Raw genomic sequence first — 22313 nt, 5'->3', positions numbered from 1 at the left:
CCCGCCGAACTAGCCGACTGGCTACGCGGTCACTGGTCCATCGAGGTCCTACACCACATCCGCGACACCACCTACCGCGAAGACGCCAGCCGCCTGCGGACCGGCAACGCACCCCGCGCCCTGGCCACCCTCCGCAACACCGCGATCAGCCTGCTCCGCCTGGCCGGCATCACCTCGATCGCGCAAACCCTACGACGAAACAGCCGGGAACCCGCACCGATCCCTACAACTACTCGGAATCGACTAAACGGGCATACCTCCACCTTGCGAACGCCCTGCCCGGTTCACCGAGGCGTGCGATGCGCCCAGCACGTCGAAGACTGTGCGGGAACCCTGTCGCTCAAGGCTCGGTGCGATTCGCAAACCCGGCCGCACGGCTCGGAGCTCTTGGACGGGCGTGCTCCGCAAGGACTGGCAGCCGCTCGGGCTGGTCTTCGCCTTGACTGTCGGCACTGCCCTCGATGCGGCCAACGTCCGCCGGGCCTTCCGCCGAGTCGTCACCCTGGCTGGCCTCGATCCGGCCGCCTGGACACCTCGTGAGCTGCGGCACAGCTTCGTGTCACTGCTCTCCGACAGCGGGGTGAGCCTGGAGGACATCGCCGACCTGTGCGGGCACTCCGGCACCACCGTTACCGAGCTGGTCTACCGTCACCAGCTCCGGCCGGTGCTGCTCCAGGGCGCGGCGGTCATGGACCGCATCTTCGCGCCGACCAGTGAGGCGTAGTCACTCAGTTGGTCACCCAGGACGCACCAGAGGGCACATCCATGGATCGGATGTGCCCTCTGACCTCTGGTCGGGGTGGCCGGATTCGAACCGACGACCTCTTCGTCCCGAACGAAGCGCGCTACCAAGCTGCGCCACACCCCGAGGCGTGCCGACAAATAGTAGCCCATCCGCCCCGATGGTCAAACTCGGTACCCCGCCCGGACGGGTCGGCAGCAACATCCCTGACGTTGTGCGGATCCCGCCACCGGGGACGGCCCGGGACGGCGGCGCCGGCGGGGGTGCCACCGGCGGTGGCGGGGGTGCGGGTCAGCGGGGGATGAGGGTGAGGATGCTGGCCTCCGGGGGGCAGGCGAAGCGGACCGGCGCGGTCGGGTGGGTGCCCAGGCCGGCGGAGACGTGCAGCCAGGAGTCGGATCCCGGCCACCGGTGCAGGCCACGCGCCATCGAACGGGGCAGCCCGCAGTTGGTCACCAGCGCCCCGTAGCCCGGTACGCAGACCTGCCCGCCGTGGGTGTGCCCGGCCAGCAGCAGTCCGAAGCCGTCCGCCGCCATCTGGTCGAGCACCCGCGGTTCGGGGGAGTGCGTCAGCGCGATGGACAGGTCGGCCGAGGACGAGACCGCGCCCGACACGGCCGGGTAGTCGTCCCGGTCGATGTGCGGGTCGTCCACGCCGACCACGTCGATCTGCCGTCCGCCGGCCTTCAGGGTGGTCCGCGCGTTGTTGAGGTCCATCCAGCCGGCGCCGGCGAACACCTGGCGCAGCTCCTCGTAGGGCAGGTCGACGCCCTCGGTGTACTCCCGGTCGGGCAGGAAGTAGGTGAACGGGTTCTTCAACACCGGCCCGGTGTAGTCGTTGGAGCCGAACACGAACGCGCCCGGAAAGTCCAGCAGGGGTTGCAGCGCCCGCAGCACGCCCGGCACCGCGCCGGGGTGCGCCATGTTGTCGCCGGTGACGACCACCAGATCCGGGTCGAGAGCGGCCAGCGACGCCACCCAGCGCTGCTTGCGCGCCTGGTCGGGCATCATGTGCAGGTCCGACAGGTGCAGTACGCGCAGCGGCTCCGCGTCGGCCGGCAGCATCGGCACGTCGTACCGCCGCAGGGTGAACATGTTGCGCTCGACGAGCGACGCGTACGCGAGGGTGGCCGCGCCGACCGTGGCGGTTCCGGCGGCAAGCCGGAATAGTGTGCGCTTTCGCATGGCGTTCAGGGTAGTTTGACCGACCATGAGCACGCTGAAGGACCGCCTCACCGCCGACATGCGTTCCGCGCTCAAGGCGCGCGACGAGCTGACCACCTCCACGCTGCGGATGGCCCTGGCCGCCGTCGGCACCGCCGAGGTCGCCGGCAAGGCCAAGCGTGAGCTCACCGACGACGAGGTGCTCGCGGTGCTGACCAAGGAGTCCAAGAAGCGCCGCGAAGCGGCGACCGCGTTCGCCGACGCCGGTCGCTCCGAGCAGGCCGCGAAGGAGACCGCCGAGGGTGAGGTGTTGGACCGCTACCTGCCCAGGCAGCTCTCGGACGCCGAGCTGACCGAGCTGGTGGCGGGGGCGCTCGCCGAGGGCGGCTTCACCGGCAAGGCCCAGATGGGCCCGGCGATGAAGGCGGCCCAGGCCGCGGTGGCCGGCCAGGCCGAGGGTGGCCGGGTGGCTGCCGAGGTACGCCGACAGCTCGGTCTCTGACCCGTCGGCTCTGCGGCGCGCGGCACCTGCCCCCGGCAGCGGGCGCGGCCCTGCGGCGTGGATCGGCAACTCTGCTCGCGGCCGTCCGGCAGCGGCAGGTCCGGCCAGACGAAACGGGCGGGCACCCGACGTGGGTGCCCGCCCGTTCGCGCGTACTGCTGGTCGATCAGCCGCCGGGGCGGCCAGGTGGGTTGCCGGGTTGGCCGGGCTTGTTGCCGGCCGGCGGGGTGCCACCGCCGCTGCTGACCTGGATACTGACCACGCCGCCCTTGATGGTGCGCCCGTCGGGGCTGGTGCCGGCGGCGGTGCCCGCCGGGCAGGACGACGCCACCTTCGTGTCGGAGACGACCGGCTCGAAGCCCGCGCCCTTGATCCGGGACTTCGCGGTGTCCACCGGCTGGCACTTCACGTCGGGGATGCTGCGCTGGTCACCCTCGGAGATCTTCTGCCCCGGAGGCTCGAAGTTGATGCGCGGCTTGCCCTTCATGGCGTCGCGCAGCGTCTCGTACACCGGAGGGTTGATGCCGTCCTTCTCCGCGTGCTTCATCTTGACGTTGGTCTGCGGCCAGTCCGGGTCGGCCATGATGCCGGCCACCGCGTACTGCTTGGTCATCGCGACGATGGAGGCGGTCTTTCCCGAGTCGGTGGTGCCGGTCTTGCCGGCCACCGGCGCGTCGACGATGCCCTTGACCACGCTGGCGGTGCGGCTGTTGCCGCACTTGCTGGTCGAGGAGTTGTCGCCGAGCGGGCAGCGGGCGGCGTCCACGGCGGCCCGGGCCACGTCGGTGCTGAACCGCTTCTCGCAGCGCGGGTTGGCGACGTCCAGCTTCTTGCCCTCGGGGTCGCGGATCTCCTGCACCGGGATCGGATCGCAGTACTTGCCGTCTGCCGCGAAGGTCGCGTACGCGTTGGCCAGGTCCAGTGGCGTGGTGGCGGAGACGCCCAGGGTAAAGGCACCCCACTGGTGCGCTGCCTCTTTGGTCCCGCCGAACTTGGCGTCGCTGCTGGACCGCAACTGGATGCCGGCCCGCTTGGCGGCGTCGACCACGTTCTCCGCACCGACCTGCTGCTGTAGCGGCACGAAGTAGGTGTTGATCGACTGGGCGAACGCGGTCCACATGTTCTGCGGGCCGGCGGCCTTGAGGTTGGCGTTCGTCGGGCAGTAGAAGTGCGTGCCCTTACAGGCGGCCGGACTGCTGCTGTCGATGATGTACTCCGACTTGAACTGCTGTGGCGCGTTGATGGTGTAGCTGAGCGGTATGCCCTTCTCCAACGCGGCGACGATGGTGAAGAGCTTGAACGTCGAGCCGGCCTGGTACCCGGCGACGCCGTCACCACCGGTGATCAACGGGTTGACGGTCGCCGGGTAGTTGCCCCGGATGCCCTGCTTGCTCTTCGCCGGATCGCTGGACAGTTTGTTCTTCGGGTGCCGCGGGTCGTCGAGCTTGAACTGCCGGTTCACCGCGAGCGCCCGTACCCGGCCGGTGCCGGGCTCGACCACCGCGACCATGGCGGCTTCCTTGCTGTTCTCGCTCTTGGCCTTGCGGACCGCCTTGTCCGCGCTCCGCTGCGCCTGCACGTCGATCGACGTCACGACGGTGTAACCGCCGCTCTTGAGCCGCCGCTCCCGGTCGTACGTGGTCGAGCCGAACGTCTCCTGCTGCATCCACCAGCGGTAGAAGTAGTCACAGAAGAAGCCCCAGCTGTTGACGTTGGCGGCGATGCAGCCGTTCGGGGTGCGCTTGTCCTTCACCGTCAGCTTCGTCGCCTTGGCGGCGTCGGCCTCCTGCTGGGTGATGGCCTTGATGTCGACCATGTTCTGGATGACGTAGTCGCGCCGGTCCAGGGCGAGCGGGTAGCCGGCCTTGGTGGTCGGGTCGTTGGTGGTCGGCGCCTTCACCATGCCGGCCAGCAGCGCCGCTTCCTCGATCTTGAGCTTGCTCGGCGGCTTGCCGAAGTAGACCTGGCTGGCGGCGTAGATGCCGTACGCGCCGTTGCCGAACGAGGCGAGGTTGAGGTAGCGGGTGAGGATCTCGTCCTTGGAGAACTCCTTGTCGACCTGGAGGGCCAGCCGCATCTCGCGGAGCTTGCGGGCGCTGGTGTCCTCGGTCGCCGCGACCACGTCGGCCGGGTGAGTGGCCGAGTAGGCGATGGCCAGCCGGACGTACTGCATGGTCAGCGTCGAGGCGCCCTGCCGGCCGGAGCCTTCGCTCTGGTTGTTGACGAACGCGCGGGCGACACCGTTGATGTCGACGCCGTTGTGCTTGTAGAACTCATGGTCCTCGGCCGCGATGATGGCCTTCTGCATGTACGGGGAGATGTCGGCGAGCTTCACGTCCCGCCGGTTCTCGTCGTACATCGTCGCGAGCGGTGTCTTGCCGTCCGAGGCCAGCAGGTAGCTGATCTGTGGCGCGCGGGCCACTGTCAACTCCGTCGGCAGGGCGCCGAAGGTCTCGGCGCCGGCCTTCGCGGCCAAGCCGGACATCGCCACCGCGGGGAAGGCCGCCGCTGCGACCACCACGCCGGCCAGTAGGCCACACACAAGCAGCGATGCGGCGTTGGTCAGCACATTGTGGTCACGTTTCCGCATCCAGGTCACCTCGACAGGGTACGCGAGTAGGGAACGAGGGGCGCTGGGGCGTTCTTTCCCCATTTCCTGCGCGCGCTGCCCTCGTTGTGCTAAACGCACGACCCCCGGTGCGTGGTTGCGTGTGACCTGCCGCGAGTCTCCTCCGATCGGAAGAGGCCGCGCAGCGTTTTCGTCGACCTCGGCGGGGTAACCGGCGGTCGAGCGCCCGGGAAGCCGGGACTGTCCGGAATGATGGATTTCGTCGACAACGTTGCGTAATCAGTCGACTACAGAGCATGATGGGGGCGGCGACAGCGCCACATGTCGTCCGCGCCGCCTTGGGGAAGGCGGGCCGGGCGATCGGGGGGAATTGCCGGCTGACGTGCATCGAGGTCGGTAGGTACTGCAAGGGGGGACGTGTACACATGGGCATGATCACTGACTGGCCGTCGCTGGCGGCGTGTCAGAACGGGGACCCGGACGCGTTGTTCGTACAGGGCGCCGAACAGAACGTGGCAAAGCGGATCTGCCGGAGCTGCCCAGTTCGGTACGAGTGCCTGGCCGACGCGCTGGACAACCGGATCGAGTTCGGTGTGTGGGGTGGCATGACCGAACGCGAACGCCGGGCGTTGCTGCGTCGTCACCCTCAGGTGACGAGCTGGCGCAAGATGTTCGAGGCCGCGATGAAGAAGAACAGCAAGGACAAGTCCGGTAAGGACAAGATCCTGGTCAGCGCGACCACCTGACGCCGATCACGGCCGGCTGATCGCCGTGCCGATCGTCCGCAGCCCGTCGACGTCGTGCACGTCGGCGGGCTGCGCCGTCACCGACACCGCCGGCACGGCCGGGAACGCCTCGGTGAACCGCGCGGCCACCTCCTGCTCGCGTACCGCCTGGCGGGCCAACGCGGCGTGCGCCCGCAGCACGTCAGCGGTGGCCTCATGCCCACCCAGCTCGGTCAGCCGCTCCGCGGCGGCCCGGCTCTGCGCGGCGTCCAGCTCCGGCACCGCCGGCCGGTGCACCCGGTTGAGCACCAGACCGGCCAGCGGCATCTTCTCCTCCCGCAGCCGGCCGGCGAAGTAGGCGGCCTCCCGGACCGCGTCCGGCTCCGGGGCCGCGACCAGCACGAATGCCGTCTCCCGTGCCTGCAGGATGCGGTACGTCTGCTCGGCGCGCTGCCGGAATCCGCCGAACATCGAATCCAGTGCGGCCACGAACCCGGACAGGTCGGTGAGCAGCTGCGCGCCGAGCACCTTCTGCACCACCTTCGAGAACATCCCGAACGAGGCCGTGACCAGGGTGAACATGCTCCGGCCGCCGCTGCGGGCCGGAGCCAGCAGCAGGCGCAGCATCCGGCCGTCGAGGAAGCGGGACAGCCGGGCCGGCGCGTCCAGGAAATCCAGTGCCGAGCGCGACGGCGGAGTGTCCACGACGATCAGGTCCCACTCGCCGCGGGCGTGCAACTGGCCCAGCTTCTCCATCGCCATGTATTCCTGCGTGCCCGCGAAGGTGGAACTCATCGCCTGGTAGAACGGGTTCGCGAAGATCTCCGCGGCCTTCGCCGGATCGGTGTGCTGAAGCACCACGTCGTCGAAGGTGCGCTTCATGTCGAGCATCATGGCGTGCAGTTCGCCGCCGCTGGTCTCGACGTCGATCCCCTTGACCTGGCGGGGGGTGTTGTCCAGCTCGGTCAGGCCCAACGACTGGGCGAGCCGGCGGGCCGGGTCGATGGTGAGCACCACCGTGCGCCGGCCGTGCTGCTCGGCGGCCCGCAGCGCCAGCGCCGCGGCCGTGGTCGTCTTTCCCACCCCGCCGGCACCGCAGCACACGATGATCCGCACGCCGGGGTCGGCGAGGATCTGGTCGACGTCCAGCCGCGGCGCCGCGTCTTCGGAAGGCACCAATCGAGCGTATCGGGCCGCGTGGGTCCGTGCGCCCGTGCCGAGCTCAGGTGTGAGTCAATCCGCCCTGACGAGGGCCTGGGCCAGTGTCGTGAGACCCGCCCGGTCCACCCCGTCCGGCAGCAACGGCAGCTCCACCATCGGCAGCCCCAACTCCACCAGGTCGGCCCGGAGCGAATCCTCCAGCTCGCGGCGGATGAGTTGGTCACGGGCCTCGTCGTGCAGACCGGCCACGATGTCCCGGTCGGCCGGCAGACCCGCGGCGACCAGCCCGCGCTTCAGCTCCGCCGCGGTGACGGCCCGACCGGCGGGCAGTGGCGGGCGGGTGCCGTTGACGATCACCTTGCCGACGCCGAAGCCGAGCGAGGTCAGGTCGGCGATCGCGTCCACCGTCTCCTGCACCGGCATCTCCTCCAGCAGCGTGACCACGTGCACCGCGGTCATCGGGGACCGCAGCAGCGCGGCGACCCCCTCGCTCTGGGTCTTGATCGGGCCGACCTTGGCCAGGCGGGCCGTCTCGGCGGTGACGTTGAGGAACCGGCCGATCCGCCCGGTCGGCGGGGCGTCCAGCACCACCGCGTCGTACGCGCGCCGTTGACCCGAGGTGCGGGTGGTGGCCTCCTTCACCTTGCCGGTGAGCAGCACGTCGCGCAGGCCGGGGGCGATGGTGGTGGCGAAGTCGATGGCACCCAGCTTGCGCAGCGCCCGGCCCGCCGCACCCAGCTTGTAGAACATGTCGAGGTACTCGAGCAGGGCCTCTTCGGCGTCCACCGCGAGCGCGCGCACCTCACCACCGTCCGGCGCGTCCGTGAGGTGCCGCTCCTCGTAGGGCAGCGGGTCGATGCCGAAGAGTTGGGCGATGCCCTGCCGGCCCTCGACCTCCACGAGCAGGGTGCGCCGGCCGCCGGCGGCCAGCGCCAGGGCCAGCGCCGCCGCCACGCTGGTCTTGCCGGTGCCGCCCTTGCCGGTCACCACGTGGAGACGCGCCGACCATCCGGTACCGGCCGGGTCGGTCGGCCGCTCAGCTGCACGCACCCGTCGAGCCTATCCAGGCCCGCGGGTCACGCGACCTCGCAGACCCACCAACCCGTCTTCTGCACCACCGTGAAGCGCAGGTCCTGGTCGGCCACCTTCTCGTCGGCGGTGGTCATGGTGACCCGGGTGGAGACGGTGGCCCGGTCCCCGGTCTGGTTGTCCACCTTCGGGGTGGTCCACCGGAAACGGGGGTTCTGGTACTCGGAGGCGTACTTCTGCACCTCGGCGACCTTCGCGGAGATCTTCTTGTCGTCGCGGGACGCGGCGCAGACGTGGCTGGCCGCCTTGCTGGCGTCGCGATCCTTGTAGATCGCGGTGAGGAACTCGTCGACGGCCACAGCCGGCTCCTTGGCGCCCTCGCCGTTCTCGGCGTTACGCAGGGTCAGGAACGCCACCGCGCCGCCGCCCACGCAGAGCACCATGATCACGACCAGTGCGATCGCCGCGATCAGCAGGCCGCGCTTCTTCTTCGGCGGCTCGACGGCAGCCTGGTAGGGCGGGTAGGCAGGTGGTGGCGGCGGGATCGACCCCGGGGCCTCGGTGCCCGGTTCCGACGGGGCCGCCGCGCCGCCGGAGGTGTCCGGCTGGGGGACACCGGCCGGCGCACCGGGCTGGGTGGGGACGGTCGGCTGCGCCGGGAGCGCCGGCCGGGCGGGCTGCGCGGGAAGGGCGAGCTGGCCGTGCTGCTCGGCGGCGGGCAGCTGCGCGGGCTGAGCGGGGATGGACGGAGCGCCGGGCTGGCCGGAGGTGGCTGCCGGGACGCCGGGCTGGCCGGAGGTGGCTGCCGGAGCGCCGGGCTGGCCGGCGGTGTCCGGGTGGTCGGCCGACGGGAGAGCGCGCGGGCCGGCCTGGTCGCCGCTGGGCGGTTGGGTCATCTCGTTCCCCCGGGGGTGCGGCGCCCGGCCGCCACCGGTGGCGCCGAGCGTGATCGAGCGGGCGGCCGGGCGCAGCGCGACCGTCCGACCGGAAGGGTAGCGGTCAACCAGGGGGTCGGTGTCGCCCCTACTGCGCCGTCCGGCCCATCGGCTCGACCGACCGGGCGGCGAAAACAGTCGCAGTCGGGATTCCTACCTCCAATGTGTCACATATGTGACTCTACGTGACTGATCGTGCGCGCCCTGTTGGCGGGACTGCCACTGCGGACCTACCTTCGTCCCGGTGCGGGGGGGCCGGAATGGACGAATCGTCCGGACGGTAAGCGAGATCCGACTGGTACGACCGGAGGCAATGCATGCGCGACGCGGACAACATCCCTCGCACCCAGTTCCCGACCAACGACCGGCTCCGCCGGACGGGTTCCGTGGGTGAGGCGGCCAGCGGGCTGTTCGGCAGCCTGCCTGTCAACGAGCGGTCGTACCGTCGGTTTCCCGAGCCGCCGGAGGTCGTCCGCGCGTCCAGCCGTCCCAACGAGCGGGTCCGGGACGACGACGAGCCGGGCTTCGTCATCCACCTGCCGATCCGGGTGCCCGACCTGGCGGCGGCCACCGTGCTGGCCGGTCGGGTCGCGGAATCCCTGGGTTTCCTGCCGGAGCTGGACGCCGGCGAGACCACCGTGTCGAACGCCGACGACCAGAACAACCGGCACCGGGTCTTCTGCGACCTGCTGCTGCCCGACCGGTCGCGCTGTCCCCAGGGGTACGAGCACGCCGGGCCGTGCGGTGAGCTTCCGGCACCGCCGGAGCAACGTCCCGCACCTCGCTCGGCCAGCGGACCGTAGGCTGTGCCTCGAACAATTCCGCACCGAGAGGGAGCCCTTCAGCGATGCAGAAGTGGGAATATTCCACGGTCCCGCTGCTGGTCCACGCGACCAAGCAGATCCTCGACAACTGGGGCGAGGACGGGTGGGAGCTCGTCGCCGTGGTCCCCGGCCCGAACCCGGACCAGCTGGTCGCCTACCTGAAGCGGCCCAAGGCGTGAGCGCGAGGAGTGCAGCGCAGCGGAGCCCCGCAGTCGCGAACAACGGGGTGACGCGATGAGCAGCGGCCCGCACGCGAAGCTCGCCGAGTTGGGTCTCGAACTGCCCGAGGTGGTGCCGCCGGTGGCCAGCTACGTGCCGGCCGTGCAGTCCGGGCAGCACGTGTACGTCTCCGGTCAGCTTCCGATCGCCGAGGGGAAGCTGCTGGCGACCGGCAAGGTCGGCGCCGGCATCTCTGCCGAGCAGGCGAAGGATCTGGCCCAGCGCTGCGCGCTCAACTCCCTGGCGGCGGTCGATTCGCTGGTCGGCCTGGAGAACGTGGTCAAGGTGGTCAAGGTGACCGGATTCGTGGCCTCCGCGCCCGGCTTCACCGGCCAGCCCGCCGTCATCAACGGCGCCTCCGACCTCTTCGGCACCGTCTTCGGCGAGGCCGGACGCCACGCCCGCAGTGCCGTAGGGGTGGCCGAACTCCCCCTGGACGCCCCGGTCGAGATCGAGCTGATCGTCGAGGTCGCCTGACCCGTCCGCCTCCCGCGATCTTGCACTTTCTGCCCCGACGAATGTCGTGAACGGGCACGAATCAGGTGCCGCAAGTGCAAGATCGCGGGGCGTGGCGAGCGGGGTCGTACGATCGCAGCCATGAGTGGGCACGTGACGGGGGCGGTGGCGGCGCTTGCCGACGAGCTGCCCCGCTGGGTTTCGCTGCTGCGTGCTCCCAACCCGGGGCCGATGACCCTCGACGGCACCAACACCTGGGTGCTGCGCGCCCCGGAGGCGGACCACTGCGTCGTGGTCGACCCGGGGCCGGCCGACGAGGGGCACCTGGCCCGGATCGCCGAGCAGGGCCCGGTCGGGCTGATCCTGATCACCCACGGCCACCTCGACCACACCGAGGGCGCCGCCCGACTGAGCGAGCTGCTCGGCGGCGTGCACGTCCTGGCCGTCGATTCCGCACACACCATCGGCGGTGACCCGCTCACCGAGCCGGCCGAGCAGCTCGGCGGCTTCGGCCTGGAGATCCGCCTGCTGAACACCCCCGGGCACACCGCCGACTCGGTCTGCTTCCTCGTCGAGCACGGCGGCGAGCGGGTGGTGCTGACCGGTGACACCATCCTCGGCCGGGGCACCACCGTCGTCGCCCACCCGGACGGGCACCTCGGCGACTACCTGCGCAGCCTGGAGCTGCTCTCCGCGTACGCCGGGATCCCGGCTCTGCCGGGCCACGGCCCGGCGCTGGCCGACTGCGCCGCCGCCGCCGACTTCTACCTGGCCCACCGGCACGCCCGGCTGGACCAGGTCCGGGCGGCCGTCGACGCTGGCGCCCACACCCCCGCCGAGGTGGTTGGGGCGGTCTACGCGGACGTGGACCGCTCGCTGTGGTGGGCGGCCGAATGGTCGGTCCGTGCCCAACTGGAGTATCTGGGCGTCGGCACCGGGGAATCAGCGCCGGGGGTCAGTGGGTTGGAGCACACGTGACCTGCCCGGTGTGCGGAACCGTCGCCGTACCCGGCGCACGGTTCTGCCACAACTGCGGTGCCGCGCTGCCGGCCGCCGCGACGTTGCCGGCGGCCGAGCGCCGGGTCGTCACCGTGCTCTTCGGCGACCTCTCCGAATTCACCTCATGGTCGGAGGATCTCGATCCGGAACGCGTCGGCGCGGTCACCGACCGGGTGCTCGCCGCCCTCGCGGGCGCGGTGAAGACCTTCGGTGGGCACGTCGACAAGCTGACCGGCGACGGGATCATGGCGGTGTTCGGGGCCCCGGTCGCGCACGAGGACGACGCCGAACGCGCGGTCCGTGCCGCCCTGTCCATGCAGCGGGCGGTCCGCCGGGTGCTCGACGACGAGCGGGGCGGCGGTGCGCCGCTCGGGCTGCGGGTGGGGCTCAACACCGGTGACGTGATCGCGGGCATCCAGGCCGCCATCGAGTACACGGTCATCGGGGACACGGTGAACACCGCCGCTCGACTGGCCGACGCCGCCGCCGTGGGCGCGGTCTACGCGGGTGGCCGGACCGCCGCCGCCACCCGGCACGTCGCGTCCTGGCGGGCGCTGCGTCCGCTGCGGCTCAAGGGCAAGCGTGAGCCGGTCGAGGCGTACGAGCTGCTGGGTCTGCTGGACGCGCCGGGCACCCGTTCGGGGCTGGGCGACGAGGCACCGTACGTGGGCCGGGAGACCGAGATCGGCCGGGTGGCCGGCCGGCTCGCCGAGGTGATCGACCAGGGCGACCCGCGGGTGCTGTTGATGACGGCCGAGGCGGGCATCGGCAAGTCCCGGTTCGCCGCCGAGGTGGAACGCCTCGCCGCCGGGTACGACGTGGGCGCCGGCCGGTACGCCGCGCACACCGGCGCCCGGGTGCTCTCGGTGCGCTGCGCCGCCTTCGGTGAGCGACGCCGACTCGCGCCGCTGGCCGACCTGGTCCGCGCCGCCGTGGGCCTGCCGAGTGACGCGGCCACCGCGTTGACCCGCCCCGCCGTGGAGGAGCGGCTGCGTCGGCTCGGCCAGCGGCTCGTCCGTGCCGACGCGGACGCGCCCCCGATCGCCGTCGACCAGTTGCTCGCCCTGCTCGGCTACGCCGAACTCCCCGTGCACGCCGGCACCGACAACGGCGAGTGGGGCGGCGCGGGCGTGCCGGCCGACGCCGAGGCGGTGCCGAACGCGGTCGCCGACCTGCTCAGCGGGCTCGCCGCCGAGGCACCGCTGGTGATCGTGGTGGACGACCTGCACGACGCCACCGCCGAGACGATCCGCGCCCTCGGGGTGACCCTGTCCCGGCTCACCGGCCCGGTGCTGGTGCTGCTGCTCGGTCGGCCCGAGCTGGTGCGTACCGCCGGCGCCCTGACCCGGGTCGCGGACGCCGAGGTGCACTCCCTGCCGCCGCTGCGCGGTGCCGACGCGGCCCGGCTGCTCACCAGCTATCTCGGCGGCGGCAAGTTGCCCCAGGCCGACGCCGACCGGCTGCTCGCCACCGCTCAGGGCAACCCGTTCTACCTGGCCGAGCTGGTCACCCTGCTCATCGAGCGGGGCGCGCTCACCACCGCGGAACGGCCCGCCCCCGGCGTACGGGACCAGGGTCCGGCGTCCGGCTGGCGGTTGGTGCCCGGCTCACTGGGCAGTCGGCTGCTCTCCCGGGACCTCGCCGCCGTGCTGGCCGCCCGGATCGACGCGCTGCCGACGGACGCCCGCTCGGTGCTGCGCGACGCCGCGGTCGTCGGTGACACGGTGCCGACCGGTGCGCTGGAGGCGCTGCGGGAGCAGCGCGCCGGCCGGGACGGCCGACCGTCGGCGGTGGTCGCCGTGGAACTCGACCGGGCCGTGGAGGAGCTGCTGCAACGCCGGATGCTGCACCGCACCCGTGCCGGCTACGCGTTCGCGACGCCCCTGATGCGGGAGGCCGCGTACGCCGGGGTGAGCAAGGCGGAGCTGGCCGAGCGACACGCCGCGCTGGCCCGCTGGGCGGCACCGGTGGACGGGACCACGGCCGGCACGGTGGGCGGGTTCAGCGAGGAGGCCCGCGACGACTTCGTGGCGACGCACGTCGAGCGGGCCGCGAGGCTCGCCGACGCGGTGAAGCTGCGCCCCGACGCGTCGGCCCGGGCGGTGGGCCCGCTCGGCGTCGCCGCGCTCGGTCGGGCCGCCCGCCGCTCGCTGTCCGCCGGGGAGCCGGCGATGGCCGTGGAGTACGCCGAACGCGCCGCCGACCTGGCCCGCGACGGGGTGCCGCCGGCCGACCGGGTCGTGCACGCGCGGGCGTTGCTCCAGATCGGCCGGGTCGTCGACGCGCTCGCGTTCGCCGAGAAGATCGCCGCGAACACGGGCGACGAGGCGGTGCGGGCCAGTGCCCTGCTGCTCGCCGGTCAGGCCCAGCAGACCCTCGGCGACCAGGACCGGGCGGTGTCCGCCTGGCAGGAGGCGTTGCAGGTCGCCACGGCCGGCGAGCTGCCCACCCTGCGCGCCTCGGCGATGCGCCGGCTCGGCATGGCCGACTTCGTGGCTGGACGGCTGAGTCAGGCCAGCAGCCGGCTGGCCGCCGCGTACCAGGTGAGTCTCAGTGCGCAGGATCGACACGGGCAGGCCTGGTCGTTGCAGAACCTGGCCTGGGTGACCACCACCCGGGGTGACTTTGCCGGCACCGACGCGGTGCTCGGCCGGGCCGCCCGGCTCTTCGCCGAGCTGAAAGACCCGTACGGGCGCGCCTGGCTGCGGGGTACCACCGCGTTCGCGCGCCTGCTCGCCGGTCGGTTGGGCGAGGCGTGTCGGCTGGCGCAGGTCTTCCTGCCGTTCGGTGAGCGGGTCGGCGAGGCGTGGGCGGTGGGCACGCTGCGCGCGGTGGCGGCGTACGCCACGGCCGAGCTGGGTGAGCTGGCCGAGGCGGACCGGGAGGCCCGTCGGGCGTACCGCGAGTTCGCCGCCGCGTCCGACGACTGGGGGCGCGGGTTCGCGCTGGTGGTCCGGGCCGTGGTGGCGCGTGGGCTGGGCGAGCCGGAGCACGCGGCGGACCTGCTGACCGACGCCCTGTCGTACGCGGAGCTGACCTCGCATCCGCTGCTCACCGGGATGGCCGGGACGCTGCGCGGCTTCGTGGCCCTCGACATGGGCGACTGCCAGACGGCCGAGCGGGTGGCCCGTGAGGTGCTGACCGCCGTGGAGCCGCACAACCCGCAGGCACCGGCGCAGGTCGCGCCCCGGGTGCTGCTGGCCACCGCCCGGCTGGCCGGCGGTGACTCGGCGACCGCGGTCGGGCTGCTCGCACCGGTGGCGACCGCCGCCGCGAGCGCGCCGTCACTGCTCTTCTCCCGTCGCCAGACGATGGCCCGGTACGCGTCGGCGCTGCTGGCGCACGGCCAGCGGGAGCAGGCGTTGGACTGGGCGCGGCGGGCGGTCAGCGCACCGGCCGAGGACGTGCGCAGCCAGGTGATCGCGGCCGGTGTGCTGGCCGAGGCGTTGGCGGCCTGCGGTCACCCGCAGGAGGCCCGGTCCTGCGCGGACGAGGCGGTCCGCCTGGCGTACGCCACCGAGCAACGCAGCGAACGTGCCGCTGCGGACGCGCTGCGCCTTCGCCTCTCTTCGTGACCTGATTTTGGCGGTTTCGGGGATGTGGTTCTTCGGGCCCAAGGGCTAGCGTGTGAGCACCGTCGACCGGTCCATAGTGGCCGTCGCCGTCGTGCCTGGGGAGGCCCTTCATGAAGCTGCCGCGTTCCATCGCGGGCTGGACCATCGCGGTCTTCGGTGTGCTGGCGCTGGTGATGGGTGCGCTCGGGCTGCTCTGGCCGGAGGCGCAGCTGCGCATGCTCGGGTTCGAGGTGCCGGCGACCCGTGCCGCCGGTGACTACACGGGCACGTTGCTGCTGGCGTCCTCGATGGCGGCGTTCAACATGGGCGTCTACTACCTGCTCGCCACGGTCACCGAGTGGCGGGTGTTCTACCGGTTCACGGTGGTCTTCCGGCTGGTCACGTTCACGGTGTTCACCATCGCGGTGCTGGCCGACATCGCACCGGACCGGTTCTTCGGGGTGGCGGCCTGGGAGGGGCTGGGCGCGGTGGCCACCGCGATCGGTCTGCGCCTGGACGCCCGCAGGGGTGCGTCGGGCGCCACCAGTGCGACGTCCGGCAGGGCCGATGCGACGTCCGACGGCACCGACGCGACGTCGGCTGGCAGCGACGCGACGTCCGGCGGCGCCGGTGCGGCGGGCGATGTCGGGGACGCCGGGCCCGCTCCGGCGGACGCGGTGCGCTGAGCCGCCGGCCGGGTTGGGTATTTTCGAGCAGTGACCGACACCCCGACCGGCAGCTCGCCGGTGCCGATCGTGCCCGGTCTGACCGATCTGCGGGTCTTTGCCAGGGGCGGTTACGCCACCGTCTACCAGGCCACCCAGATCTCGGTGGGGCGCGAGGTCGCCGTCAAGGTGGAAAACCGGACGCTGGGCAACGAGCGCGACCAGGCCCGCTTCCTGCGTGAGGCGCGGGCGGCCGGCCGGATGTCGTCGCACCCGCACGTGGTGGATCTCTTCGACGTCGGGGTCACCGTCGACCAGCACCCCTACCTGATCATGGAACTCTGCGACGGGTCGTACGCCGAACGGATGCGCACCTCGCCGCTGGGCCCGGTCGAGGCCCGCGATCTCGGCATGAAGATCGCTGACGCGCTCGCCCACTCCCACGCAGCCGGAGTGCTGCACCGGGACGTGAAGCCGGCGAACATCCTCTACTCGAACTTCAACTCGGCGGTGCTCGCCGACTTCGGCCTGGCCGTGCTCGCCGAGGCCCGGGACGCCTCGGTCACCCTGGAGGTGCTCACCCCGGCGTACGCGCCGCCGGAGATGTTCAGCCACAGCCCGCCGTCGCCCGCCGTCGACGTGTACGCCCTCTGCGCCACCCTCTACGCGGTGATGCACGGCCGGCCGCCGCGCTGGCAGTCCGAGCGCAATCCCAGCCTGGTCACCGTGCTGGAGATGTTCAACCAGCCGCTGCCCGGCCTGCCGGGCGTGCCGGACGAACTGATCGACGTGCTGCGCGCCGGCATGGCCAACGATCCGGCCGAGCGGCCCTCCGCCCTCGAACTGCACGAGATGCTCGCCGGGCTGCCCCTCGGCCCACCGTCGGCGCCGGTCAGCGGTGCCCCGGTCAGCGGAGGCGCGACCTACGCCGGGCCGTACGTCACCAGCCAGCCGCTTCCCCGCCCCGCCGTCGAGGATGCCCATCCGACGGCCCCCGCCGGTCGGCGCTGGCGGCGACGCTGGTTCCTCGGCGGTGCGGGTGCGCTCGCGCTCGCCGCCTCGGCCACCGCCGGTGCCTGGGTGGCCGACAGTTCGCCGCCGGCCAACCCGTCGCCCTCGGCCAGCCAGGTCGCCGCGCTGGCGACCGGGCCGCTGCCCGGCTGCACCACCGGCCCCGGGGCACCGACCGCCCTGCCCGACGGTGCCCGTTGCCTGCCCGAGCTGGAGTGCTTCGGCCCGATGCGGATCCGCGGGACCCGCGCCGAGGCGGCCCGCGTCCCGTGCGCGGGGACGCACACCTGGGAGACGTACGCCGAGGGTCTGCTGCCGGTGTCGCTGGTCGGCGCCGAGTACGACGAGGTGGTCGCCGCCGAGCCGGTACGGCAGGTGTGCAGCGCCACCACCTTCCGGTTGACCACCGGGATCGCCGAACCGACCGGCTGGCACCTGGAGGTGCTGCCACCCGTCGAGGGCAGCGTCGACCGCGCCTACCGCTGTCTGGCCGGGCGGGGCGTGAACGCGCTCAGCGCGCCCACCCTCACCGATCGCTGAGCCCGTCCGACCCGCGCCGCCGGTCGCGTACCGCACGTAACGCGTCCCGGCTGTCCAGCGCGTCGAGGGTGTCCGCGTCGATCCCGTACGGCATCAACTCGGGTGGGCCGGCCGCTGCCGGACGATCCGCCGGCTCGGGCGTGTCACGCTGTCGGGCGGCGGAGGTGGCGACCCCGGCGACGGTGGCCAGTAGGACGCAGAGCAGCGCGAGCACCACGCCGAGCAGATCCTGCCGACGCCAGACGATCACTGTGGCCAGCAGCGCGAGGGCTCCCAGCGCCGCGACCACCGCGACCGTCCGCGCATCGGGCCTGGGTAGTTGACTCACCCCTCCAGCATGTCCGGCCCCGGTCGGCTGTCAACCGGAGAGCCGACGCCGCGCCGATCGTCCAATCCCGCCGGGTGGCCCGGCGCGTGCGCGTACGCAGTGGACCGGAGTGGTTACTCTCGGTGTTCCGCAGGCTGTTGCGTCAGCGAGGTCACCATGAACCCACGTAGATTCCAGTCCCGGCTCCGCGCCGTCGCGACGACGCTGGCGGTCGCCCTGACCCTCACCCTGGCCGCCGCCGGCGGCTGTGACAGTCGCAAGGAACCGGACCTGCCGTCGGTGCGGGAGAAGCTGCGCGAGACGCACATCTACGGTCAGTCGAAGCTGCGCATCGGCGTGGCCACCGACGAGCCGCTGATGGGCGACCTGCGCAACGGTCAACACGTCGGGTTCGACGTGGAGATCGGCCGTTACGTGGCCGCCTCCCTCGGCTACGAGGGGGACCAGCGTCTGGAGTTCGTCTCGGTGGCCACCGAGGACCGCATCCCGGCCCTGCAGGGCGGCATGGTCGACCTGGTGGTGTCCAGTTTCTCCATCACCGAGGAGCGCAAGAAGCTGGTGAGCTTCGCCGGGCCGTATTTCGTCACCACGCAGGAGGTGATGGTGACGACCCGACTCAAGGACAAGATCCACACCATTGAGGACCTGCGCGATCCGGCCTACAAGATCTGCACCAGCGGCGGCTCCACCACCGAGGCCGAGTTGGAGAAGCGCCAGGTCAAGGCGTTGGTGGTGAAGGACGTCGCGGACTGCGTCGAGGGCATCCGGGAAGGGCGCTACGACGCGGTCAGCTCCGACGAGACGATCCTCGCCGGATTCCTGGCCAGCTATCCCAAGGAGTTCGAGATCGTCGACCTGCCCTTCGGCACCAGCGAACTGCTGGGCATCGGCGTGCCGATCGGCGACCCGGCGCTGCGCGACCTCGTCGCGTTCATCCTGCAGAAGAGCTACCAGCAGGGCCGGGACGGCCAGGCGAGCCCGTGGCAGACCGCGTACAACCGGACCCTCGGCCCGTGGCTGCGCGCCGAGAAGCGCCAGCCGCAGCCGCTGGACGTGCCGAAGCTGGTCGACTTCGACGACAAGGCGCCCTCGAAGTGAGCACGGCACCGACCGCCATCGGTGGCGACAGTCCGGTCCCACCGCCCCGGGCCGCCGTGCCACCCGACGCCGGCGCCGTACCGGCCGGGTGGCCCGCCGCCGTGCCGGTGGCCGAACCCGCCGAGCCGATCGCCGACCGGGCCGAGCCGGGGCGCGTGCGGTGGGATCCGGCGGAGCGACGCGCGCGGGCCAGCCAGTCGTTCTGGACCGCCGTGGTGGGCGTACCGGCGATCTTCTCGGTGCTGCGACTCGGCGTGGAGGCCGGCGGGGAACTCCAGACCACACTGCTGCTGGTGGCCAACGTCGGCCCGGTCAACCTGCTCGCCGGCTTCCTCACCACCGCCGCCCGGCTGCTGTCCACCGGGCTGGTCGCCGTCTTCGCGCTCGGCGCGGTGCTGGCCGTCAGCGCGGACCGGCTGCCGCCGGGCACCCGTCGTCGTCCGCTCTTCGCCCGCTGGGCCGACGTGACCCCCGCCTGGGTGGTGCTCGCCAGCTTCCTGCTCGCCCTGCTCACCTGGCCGCTGCTCTACCTGCCGCTGCTGCTGCCCGCGTTCGTGGCCGCGTTCCAACTGCGCCCCGAGCGGCTGCATGAGCGGCACCTGCCCCGTGTGCTCCTGATCGTCGCTCTGCTCGCCGGGTACGGCTGGCTCCTGCTGCCCACGCTGCGCGACGCAACGGCACAGCGCGAGTGGTTGGTGCTGGCGCTCGTCGTGGTGCCGCCGCTGCTGGCCGTGTTCATCGCCGGGCCGCTGCCCGGCATGGTGATCCGACCGCTGGCGACGGTGACCGAGGTGGCGGTGCTGGCCATGCTGGTCTGGGCCGCGGTCCCGGTGATCAGCACCCCGGTGCTGCCGCTGACCGTCACCACCGTGGGCGCACCGGGCGGCCCCACCGAGGACGTACGCGGGCACGTGATCACCACCGACGACGTCAACATGGTGATCCTGCAGGAGCGCGGCGGCGTGCGGTACGTCCCGGTCGACCTGGTACGCGCGCAGGTGCTCTGCCCGAGCGAGGAGGAACTGCCCCGGCACCGGCTGCGTATCCACGACTTCCACGTCGAGGACTCGCTGCTGGAGGGCATGGGTCGCCGCGTCCGCCCGGTGCACCGGATCGACGCCGCCTGCCGAGCGCCGGGCTGATCACGCCCGCGTTGACGCTGCGCTATCCCCGAGAGCAGAACGCGCCAGTTAAAGACTGGCACCGGCACGTGGTGGCCCCACCGGCGTGCGGGCTGGCTGTCCCTTTCCGGGCAGAGCGAGCCGGTGCTGGCCGCTGCGACACTGAGCACGCAGGATCGATTTGCGGCGGAATTTGTCTTAGGGTCGCCAGGTGATGATCGCGCCACAACTGATCAGTGTTCCTGCCGGACCGGGCAGCGTCATGCCCAGGGCGGCCGAGTTCTTTGCCGGTATCGGTCTGGTGCGCCTCGGTCTGGAACAGGCGGGCATCAGGGTCGTGTGGTCCAACGACATCGAGCCTGCCAAGAAGGAGATGTACGTCGGCCACTTTGGTGAGGACGATGCACACGCCTTCAACCTTGGTGATGTCGGTGACGTCAAGGGCAGTGACATGCCCGACGGGTTGGACGTGGCTTGGGCCTCCTTCCCCTGCACCGATCTTTCTCTGGCGGGCTGGCGTCGAGGCCTCAGTGGTAGCGAGTCTTCGACCTTCTGGGGCTTCACGAAGGTGCTGGAGCAGATGGGCGACGCGCGTCCGTCGGTAGTTGCCCTGGAGAACGTCGTCGGATTCGCCACTAGCCATGGGGGCGAGGACCTGGCGACAGCGATCCGTGAGCTGAACCGTCTGGGCTACTCGGCGGACGTGCTGACGCTGGACGCGCGACGGTTCGTGCCACAGTCGCGGCCGCGTCTGTTCGTCGTCGCAGCGCTCAACCCGCCAGACGACGAGCCCATGCCTAACGGCGAGTTGCGTCCCGATTGGCTCCAGGCGCCCTTCGGCGATCCGACCTTGAGGACTCACCGCGCAGCGCTTCCTGCGCCGCCGCCTCCGCTGACGTCCGGTCTCTCGGCTCTCGTCGAACAGGTCGGGCCTGACGGCTGGTGGGACGACAAACGTCGCGAGGCCTTCCTCGCTTCGCTGTCGCCCATTCAGGCAGAGCGCCTCGCGGTGCTGAAGAAGCAGACGATGCCGTCATACCGGACTGCATACCGTCGGACGCGGAAGGGTAAGCCGACCTGGGAAATCCGACCTGACGACATCTCTGGATGCTTGCGCACGGCTCGCGGTGGCTCGTCGAAGCAGGCAGTGGTTGAAGCCGGGAGGCACCAGGTGCGCGTCCGTTGGATGACGCCGCTTGAGTATGCGCGGTTGATGGGTGCTGGTGACTACACCCTGACGGATCTCCGGAACAACCAAGCTCTATTTGGCTTCGGAGACGCGGTGTGCGTGCCGGTGGTGTCGTGGCTGGCCGAGCATTACCTGCTGCCCCTGGTCCGCGGAGAGATGCATGCGTCGTCCGCTCGGCTAGAGTTGGCAGTCGTCAATGGCTGACGCCAAGCGGCCGGCCAGGAACAAGCTCCCCGCGAACTCCGTCCGTGAGTTCCGATCGCTGCTCGACGAAGCGCTGTCTGCTCGCGATAGTGAGGGCCGCAAGTGGGCCGACGCGCGGTGGGGCTGCTATGCGTTTTTCGACTATGACGGAGAACCTATTTATGTCGGGCAGACGAACGAGAGGCTGCGTACCCGTGTCCGACGGCATCTGACGAACCAACGCACCGACGCCGTGGCGATGAGGATTCTAGACGTCTTCGAGGTGGCCGAGATCGAGTTCTGGCCGCTGTGGGAGTTCGAGGACGTCACAAAGAAGCGCGATCCAAGCGGGTTTAAGTTAGCGCAAGAGCGTTTGGATGCGGTCGAGTACACAGCTTATCTAAATGCGATTGAGGTCAGCCGATTTCGCGCAATCCTCAATGAAAAGATCCCACCCGTCTCATCGACGGTCAGATTGCCTGCCTCGCGGCGGTTCCAGTTAATCAGTAGAGAGGCGCGGGATGAGCGGGGACACCCCGATGTGCGGATTGCACGACGGGCTGAAACGATTGCGCGGCTTGCGGCAGTAGCGTACGAGCGGGGTGAAGTGTCGCCCGGGCTGCGCCGTGTACTGGTCATTCAGGCCGTCCGGCTGGCATACATCTCCGCGGCCCGCCTTGCGCACGTCGAGGGCAGGCCAGAGCCCGTGCCTTCCGCGATCGATGTGACTGGCCTGGTCGGCAGTGTGCTTGCCGAGCGGACTGACCCGTACGGGCGAACGGACGAGGACGACATGGAAGACGAAGAAGGCGAGGACTAGGTCGGCCGCCCGGCCGGCCAGCCTGTCGGTCTCGAATGCGGCCGAACGCACTCCCCGTCGTATAGTGGACCTCGTGTCTGACGAGTCGTGGGCGGCGAACTCAGTCGTTCGCCGGTCGATGCAGTCCAACCGGAGCCGAGACACCAAGCCTGAGTTGGTGCTGCGCCGCGCCCTTCATGCACGGGGACTTCGTTACAGGGTCTGCACGAAGCCGCTCCCTGATCTTCGTATGAAAGCAGACATCGTTTTTCGGCCCGCGCGCGTTGCTGTCGAAATCAAAGGCTGCTTCTGGCACGGCTGTCCGCAGCACTATCGTAGGCCTGCGGCGAACAGCGCCTACTGGTCCGCTAAAGTCGCGCGCAACATCGCGCGAGATGAGAAGAAGGCAGGTTCAGACAGTCGAAGCATTTGTCTCTACGAGTTCGGCGAAAATCTCGGAGGGCTTCTTCCAATTGTGGATCTTACGGGGTCGGTCGTTG

18 protein-coding genes, 1 tRNA gene and 3 pseudogenes are annotated in these 22313 nt (G+C 71.1%); 15 read left to right on the top strand and 7 right to left on the bottom strand.

The window, feature by feature from the left end; genetic code table 11:
- Positions 1–406 precede the first annotated feature (406 nt).
- Positions 407–724: pseudogene (locus tag AB0H52_RS29600) on the top strand (tyrosine-type recombinase/integrase); the annotation flags it as partial.
- Between the two features lie 67 nt (positions 725–791).
- Here AB0H52_RS29600 and AB0H52_RS29595 read toward each other — a convergent pair.
- Positions 792–868, bottom strand: a tRNA-Pro gene (locus tag AB0H52_RS29595).
- 165 nt (positions 869–1033) lie between these two features.
- Entirely contained in the window at positions 1034–1927 is an 894-nt protein-coding gene (locus tag AB0H52_RS29590; RefSeq protein ID WP_357951520.1) for a metallophosphoesterase, read from the bottom strand.
- Positions 1928–1952: 25 nt separating this feature from the next.
- On the opposite strand from AB0H52_RS29590, the gene AB0H52_RS29585 reads away from it, so the two are divergent.
- Complete coding sequence (locus AB0H52_RS29585; RefSeq protein ID WP_151488026.1) at positions 1953–2408, top strand: GatB/YqeY domain-containing protein; 456 nt, start codon at positions 1953–1955, stop codon at positions 2406–2408.
- A 166-nt stretch (positions 2409–2574) separates the two neighbouring features.
- Here AB0H52_RS29585 and AB0H52_RS29580 read toward each other — a convergent pair whose 3' ends face one another.
- Complete coding sequence (locus AB0H52_RS29580; RefSeq protein WP_357951518.1) at positions 2575–4998, bottom strand: transglycosylase domain-containing protein; 2424 nt, start codon at positions 4996–4998, stop codon at positions 2575–2577.
- Between the two features lie 404 nt (positions 4999–5402).
- Between AB0H52_RS29580 and AB0H52_RS29575 the strand changes: the two genes are divergently transcribed.
- Positions 5403–5723: a WhiB family transcriptional regulator gene (locus AB0H52_RS29575; protein WP_357951516.1), complete on the top strand. Its 321-nt coding sequence runs from the start codon at positions 5403–5405 to the stop codon at positions 5721–5723.
- 6 nt (positions 5724–5729) lie between these two features.
- On the opposite strand, the gene AB0H52_RS29570 is transcribed toward AB0H52_RS29575, so the two are convergent.
- The 3 genes and pseudogenes from AB0H52_RS29570 to AB0H52_RS29560 form a co-directional block, all read right to left on the bottom strand.
- Positions 5730–6881, bottom strand: a complete 1152-nt coding sequence (locus AB0H52_RS29570; protein ID WP_192580115.1) for an ArsA-related P-loop ATPase — start codon at positions 6879–6881, stop codon at positions 5730–5732.
- 54 nt (positions 6882–6935) lie between these two features.
- The gene (locus tag AB0H52_RS29565; protein ID WP_151488030.1) at positions 6936–7913 is read right to left on the bottom strand and encodes an ArsA-related P-loop ATPase; all 978 of its coding nucleotides are present in this window, start codon (positions 7911–7913) and stop codon (positions 6936–6938) included.
- A 26-nt stretch (positions 7914–7939) separates the two neighbouring features.
- Positions 7940–8386, bottom strand: a pseudogene (locus AB0H52_RS29560) (hypothetical protein); the annotation flags it as partial.
- Positions 8387–9144: 758 nt separating this feature from the next.
- Between AB0H52_RS29560 and AB0H52_RS29555 the strand changes: the two are divergent.
- The 7 genes and pseudogenes from AB0H52_RS29555 (at position 9145) to AB0H52_RS29525 (ending at position 17095) form a co-directional block, all read left to right on the top strand.
- Positions 9145–9630 carry a hypothetical protein gene (locus AB0H52_RS29555; RefSeq protein ID WP_151488031.1) on the top strand — a complete coding sequence of 162 codons (486 nt, stop codon included), beginning with the start codon at positions 9145–9147 and terminating at the stop codon, positions 9628–9630.
- A 44-nt stretch (positions 9631–9674) separates the two neighbouring features.
- The gene (locus AB0H52_RS29550; RefSeq protein WP_007466198.1) at positions 9675–9830 is read left to right on the top strand and encodes a DUF4177 domain-containing protein; all 156 of its coding nucleotides are present in this window, start codon (positions 9675–9677) and stop codon (positions 9828–9830) included.
- Positions 9831–9885: 55 nt separating this feature from the next.
- Positions 9886–10347, top strand: a complete 462-nt coding sequence (locus AB0H52_RS29545; RefSeq protein WP_151488032.1) for a RidA family protein — start codon at positions 9886–9888, stop codon at positions 10345–10347.
- A 120-nt stretch (positions 10348–10467) separates the two neighbouring features.
- A complete protein-coding gene (locus AB0H52_RS29540; protein ID WP_151488033.1) occupies positions 10468–11304 on the top strand; it encodes an MBL fold metallo-hydrolase in 837 nt (278 codons plus the stop codon).
- Complete coding sequence (locus AB0H52_RS29535) at positions 11301–14900, top strand: adenylate/guanylate cyclase domain-containing protein (protein WP_151488034.1); 3600 nt, start codon at positions 11301–11303, stop codon at positions 14898–14900. The genes AB0H52_RS29540 and AB0H52_RS29535 overlap by 4 nt, the downstream gene beginning before the upstream one ends.
- A 110-nt stretch (positions 14901–15010) precedes the next feature.
- Positions 15011–15388: pseudogene (locus AB0H52_RS29530) on the top strand (hypothetical protein); the annotation flags it as partial.
- A 207-nt stretch (positions 15389–15595) separates the two neighbouring features.
- Positions 15596–17095, top strand: coding sequence for a serine/threonine-protein kinase (locus AB0H52_RS29525; RefSeq protein ID WP_357951512.1), 1500 nt, complete (start codon positions 15596–15598; stop codon positions 17093–17095).
- On the opposite strand, the gene AB0H52_RS29520 is transcribed toward AB0H52_RS29525, so the two are convergent.
- Positions 17082–17423, bottom strand: coding sequence for a hypothetical protein (locus AB0H52_RS29520; protein ID WP_151488036.1), 342 nt, complete (start codon positions 17421–17423; stop codon positions 17082–17084). The two genes, AB0H52_RS29525 and AB0H52_RS29520, sit on opposite strands and share 14 nt — an antisense overlap.
- 156 nt (positions 17424–17579) lie before the next feature.
- On the opposite strand from AB0H52_RS29520, the gene AB0H52_RS29515 reads away from it, so the two are divergent.
- From AB0H52_RS29515 to AB0H52_RS29495, 5 genes are all read left to right on the top strand, one after another.
- Complete coding sequence (locus AB0H52_RS29515) at positions 17580–18521, top strand: transporter substrate-binding domain-containing protein (protein ID WP_151488037.1); 942 nt, start codon at positions 17580–17582, stop codon at positions 18519–18521.
- Positions 18518–19663, top strand: a complete 1146-nt coding sequence (locus AB0H52_RS29510; protein ID WP_151488038.1) for a hypothetical protein — start codon at positions 18518–18520, stop codon at positions 19661–19663. The genes AB0H52_RS29515 and AB0H52_RS29510 overlap by 4 nt, the downstream gene beginning before the upstream one ends.
- Before the next feature lie 193 nt (positions 19664–19856).
- The gene (locus tag AB0H52_RS29505) at positions 19857–21035 is read left to right on the top strand and encodes a DNA cytosine methyltransferase (protein WP_151488080.1); all 1179 of its coding nucleotides are present in this window, start codon (positions 19857–19859) and stop codon (positions 21033–21035) included.
- Positions 21028–21834, top strand: coding sequence for a GIY-YIG nuclease family protein (locus AB0H52_RS29500; protein ID WP_357951509.1), 807 nt, complete (start codon positions 21028–21030; stop codon positions 21832–21834). Before AB0H52_RS29505 ends, AB0H52_RS29500 begins: the two co-directional genes overlap by 8 nt.
- A gap of 73 nt (positions 21835–21907) precedes the next feature.
- Positions 21908–22313 (top strand): hypothetical protein (locus AB0H52_RS29495; protein WP_357951507.1); only part of this gene is annotated, 406 nt, incomplete at its 3' end.

This window comes from Micromonospora sp. NPDC050695 (assembly GCF_040654415.1).
Taxonomy (GTDB): Bacteria; Actinomycetota; Actinomycetes; order Mycobacteriales; family Micromonosporaceae; genus Micromonospora.
This window is presented reverse-complemented; position numbering and strand designations above follow the sequence as displayed.

Bases quoted from the DNA above. Each gene is read 5' to 3' on its own strand.
- AB0H52_RS29585 (WP_151488026.1), top strand. From the start codon at position 1,953: ATGAGCACGCTGAAGGACCGCCTCACCGCCGACATGCGTTCCGCGCTC.
- AB0H52_RS29540 (WP_151488033.1), top strand. From the start codon at position 10,468: ATGAGTGGGCACGTGACGGGGGCGGTGGCGGCGCTTGCCGACGAGCTG.
- AB0H52_RS29575 (WP_357951516.1), top strand. From the start codon at position 5,403: ATGGGCATGATCACTGACTGGCCGTCGCTGGCGGCGTGTCAGAACGGG.
- AB0H52_RS29545 (WP_151488032.1), top strand. From the start codon at position 9,886: ATGAGCAGCGGCCCGCACGCGAAGCTCGCCGAGTTGGGTCTCGAACTG.
- AB0H52_RS29590 (WP_357951520.1), bottom strand. From the start codon at position 1,927: ATGCGAAAGCGCACACTATTCCGGCTTGCCGCCGGAACCGCCACGGTC.
- AB0H52_RS29550 (WP_007466198.1), top strand. From the start codon at position 9,675: ATGCAGAAGTGGGAATATTCCACGGTCCCGCTGCTGGTCCACGCGACC.
- AB0H52_RS29580 (WP_357951518.1), bottom strand. From the start codon at position 4,998: ATGCGGAAACGTGACCACAATGTGCTGACCAACGCCGCATCGCTGCTT.
- AB0H52_RS29555 (WP_151488031.1), top strand. From the start codon at position 9,145: ATGCGCGACGCGGACAACATCCCTCGCACCCAGTTCCCGACCAACGAC.
- AB0H52_RS29500 (WP_357951509.1), top strand. From the start codon at position 21,028: ATGGCTGACGCCAAGCGGCCGGCCAGGAACAAGCTCCCCGCGAACTCC.
- AB0H52_RS29515 (WP_151488037.1), top strand. From the start codon at position 17,580: ATGAACCCACGTAGATTCCAGTCCCGGCTCCGCGCCGTCGCGACGACG.
- AB0H52_RS29505 (WP_151488080.1), top strand. From the start codon at position 19,857: ATGATCGCGCCACAACTGATCAGTGTTCCTGCCGGACCGGGCAGCGTC.